At 67.7% G+C, this 3,569-nt stretch carries 2 protein-coding genes; both read right to left on the bottom strand.

Going from position 1 to position 3,569, the window contains the following annotated elements; translation table 11 throughout:
* Positions 1-152 precede the first annotated feature (152 nt).
* Positions 153-2,648: a mannose-1-phosphate guanyltransferase gene (locus ACIRQY_RS35615; protein WP_351795265.1), complete on the bottom strand. Its 2,496-nt coding sequence runs from the start codon at positions 2,646-2,648 to the stop codon at positions 153-155.
* Positions 2,649-2,764: 116 nt separating this feature from the next.
* The gene (locus tag ACIRQY_RS35610) at positions 2,765-3,373 is read right to left on the bottom strand and encodes a CDP-alcohol phosphatidyltransferase family protein (protein ID WP_366445632.1); all 609 of its coding nucleotides are present in this window, start codon (positions 3,371-3,373) and stop codon (positions 2,765-2,767) included.
* Positions 3,374-3,569: the final 196 nt, after the last annotated feature.

Below are 3,569 nucleotides of genomic sequence, written 5' to 3'. Positions count from 1 at the left end.
CGGCCCCCGGGGGGGGGGGCGGGGGCCGCGGGGGGGGGGGGGGGGGCCCCCGGCCCCCCCGGGGCCCCCGCCCGCCCCCCCCCCCCCCCCGCCCCCCCCCCCGGGGGGGGGGGCCCCCCGCGCCCCCCCCCCCCCACGACCGTGTCCTCAGCTCAGCGACCTGCGCTGTCGACCACCTCGGCCCACTCGTCGAGCAGCGCCTGGGCGGAGGCGTCGTCGGGCCCCTCCGCCCACAGATGGGTGACGGCCTCGGCGGGGTCCGGCAGCACCATCACCCACCGGCCGTCGGCCTCGACCACCCGCACCCCGTCCGTGGTGTCGACGGAACGGCTTCCCGCGGCCTCCACCACCCGGCGCATCACCAGACCCTTCACCGCCCACGGCGTCGGGACGTCCTTCTTGAGGACGTGCGCCCGGGGAATCCGGGCGTCGATCTGGCTGAGCGTGAGCTGGGTCCGCGCCACGAGCCCGATCAGCCGCACGAAGGCGGCGGCGCCGTCGAAGACGCTGCTGAACTCGGGCACGATGAACCCGCCCCGACCGTCACCACCGAAGATCGTCGACTCCTCACGGCCGACCCTCGTGAGGTCGTCGGGCGAGGTCGTCGTCCACTCCACCTGAGTGCCGTGGTACGCGGCCACCTGCTCGGCGATCCGGGTCGTCGTCACGGGCAGCGCGACCCGTCCCGACCGCCGCTCGGCCGCCACCAGGTCCAGCATCACCAGGAGCGCCCGGTCGTCCTCGATGATCCGCCCCCGCTCGTCCACCAGCGAGAGCCGCTCCCCCACCGGGTCGAAACGGACACCGAACGCGGCCCGCGCCGACGCCACGATCTCCCCCAGCCGTACGAGCCCCGCCCGTCGGCTCTCGGCCGACTCGGTGGGCCTCGACTCGTCGAGACCGGGGTTGATCGTCAGCGAATCGACCTGGAGCCGCCCGAGCAGACTGGGCAGGACGAGACCGGCACTGCCGTTGGACGCGTCCACGACGACCTTCAGCCCGGCTTCGGCGATACCGGAGGTGTCCACGTTCCGCAGCAGAGAACCGGTGTACGAGTCGAACACGCTGGCCGGGAAGGACAGGTCACCGATCTCTCCGGGGAACGCCCTCCGGTACTCCTGCCGCGCGAACACCCGGTCCAGTTTGCGCTGCCCGCCCTGCGAGAGGTCGGCCCCGCGCTCGTCGAAGAACATGATGTCCACGGAGTCCGGCACACCGGGCGAGGTCCGCAGCATGATGCCACCGGCACTCCCCCGGGCGGTCTGCTGCCGCGCCACCGGCAGGGGCACGTTCTCCAGATCCCGTACATCGATGGCGCTGGCCTGCAACGCCGAGATCACCGCCCGCTTCAGCGCCCGCGCGCCCCGGGAGTGGTCCCGGGCCGTAGTGACGGTCGAACCCTTCTTCAGGGTCGTGGCGTACGCCCCCGCGAGCCGGACCGCCAGCTCGGGGGTGATCTCCACATTGAGGATGCCGGACACTCCCCGGGCCCCGAAGAGGTGTGCCTGTCCCCGGGACTCCCAGATGACCGAGGTGTTGACGAAGGCGCCCGCCTCGATCGTCTTGAAGGGGTAGACACGGACGTTGCCCTGGACGATCGACTCCTCGCCGATGAGGCACTCGTCCCCGATGACGGCTCCGTCCTCGATCCGGGCGGCCCGCATGACATCGGTGTTCTTCCCGATCACACAGCCGCGCAGATTGCTCTGCTCACCGATGTAGACGTTGTCGTGGACGACGGCCTTGTGCAGGAAGGCTCCGCTCTTGACCACGACGTTGGAGCCGATGACCGTGTGCTCACGGATCTCGGCGTCCGCCTCGACCTTGGCGTAGTCACCGATGTAGAGCGGTCCGCGCAGCACGGCGTCACGGTGCACCTCGGCGCCTTCCGCGACCCATACGCCCGGTGAGATCTCGAAGCCGTCGATGTCGACCTGGACCTTGCCCTCCAGGACGTCGGCCTGTGCCTTCACATAGCTCTCATGGGTGCCGACATCCTCCCAGTAGCCCTCGGCGACATAGCCGTAGATCGGCTTGCCTTCCTTCATCAACTGGGGGAAGACATCTCCCGACCAGTCGACGGAGGTGTCCGCCTGGACATAGTCGAAGACCTCGGGCTCCATCACGTAGATGCCCGTGTTGACCGTGTCCGAGAAGACCTGCCCCCAGGTCGGCTTCTCCAGGAACCGCTCGACCTTTCCCTCTTCGTCGACGATCGTGATCCCGAATTCCAGTGGATTCGGAACCCTGGTCAGACAGACCGTGACCAGGGCGCCCTTCTCCTTGTGGAAGGCGATCAGATCGGTGAGATCGAAATCGGTGAGCGCGTCCCCCGAGATGACGAGGAAGGCGTCGTCCTTCAGCGCCTCCTCGGCGTTCTTCACACTTCCCGCTGTACCGAGTGGCTTTTCCTCGTTGGCATACGTGAGCTCCATGCCGAGCTCCTCGCCGTCGCCGAAGTAGTTCCTGACGAGGGAGGCGAGAAACTGCACGGTGACGACGGTCTCGTTGAGACCGTGCCTCTTGAGCAGTCGTAGGACATGCTCCATGATCGGCCGGTTCACCACCGGCAGCAGAGGCTTGGGCATGCTCGAAGTCATGGGGCGAAGTCGGGTTCCTTCGCCACCGGCCATCACGACGGCCTTCATGTCGGAAGCGTCCTCCTTGAAGAGACGACGGTCCTGCCGACTTCACCTGTCCGCTCAGAGGCCCTCGGACATCCTCGTCGTTGCCGGCGACACTGCTCGGCACAGGAGGTACGGGCTCAATCGGCCTCGGTATCCGCCTTCACGAGTCGACGGACCTGGACCACGTAGAGGATCCCTGCCCACCAATACAGAGTTGTACCCCATCCGGCGAAGGCCCACCCGAAAACTTCAGCGAGTGACGAAAGCCAGCCCGTTCCGTCACTGAGAAGCAGCAACGGGAAGGCGTACATCAAGTTGAAAGTCGCAGCTTTCCCGAGGAAGTTCACCTGCGGCGGCGGGTAACCGTGCTTGCGGAGGATTCCCACCATGACCAGCAGCATGACCTCACGCGCCAGCAGGGCGGCTGTCAGCCACAACGGCAGGATCTCGCGCCAGGTGAGTCCGACGAGGGTCGACAGGATGTACAGCCTGTCGGCGGCCGGGTCGAGCAGCCGGCCGAGGTTGCTGATCTGGTTCCAGCGCCGGGCCAGTTTGCCGTCGAGGTAGTCGCTGACACCGCTGAACGCCAGCACGAGCAGTGCCCAGCCGTCGCTCTTCGGACCGCCGAACTCCGGACGGAGAATCAGCCACAGGAACAGCGGCACACCGACGAGGCGCGCCATGCTGAGAATATTGGGGATGGTGAGGACCCGGTCGGTCTGAACGCGAGTCTCCTGGACCTCCACCCGGGGGCCTCCTGCTGGGAACGTACGGACGATGCCCCCTGACCTTACCTTCAGCCACGACACCCCCGCGCACAGGGGGCGCAAAGCACGTCAGGAACGCAGAAATGCCTCAGCCCCCGGACAGAGTCCAGGGGCTGAGGCTAAAAATTGTTCGGCGGCGTCCTACTCTCCCACAGGGTCCCCCCTGCAGTACCAT

This window comes from Streptomyces sp. NPDC101490, assembly GCF_044767145.1.
Taxonomy (GTDB): Bacteria; Actinomycetota; Actinomycetes; order Streptomycetales; family Streptomycetaceae; genus Streptomyces.
The sequence above is the reverse complement of the archived record's forward strand: the minus strand, read 5'-3'. Positions and strand labels throughout refer to the sequence as shown.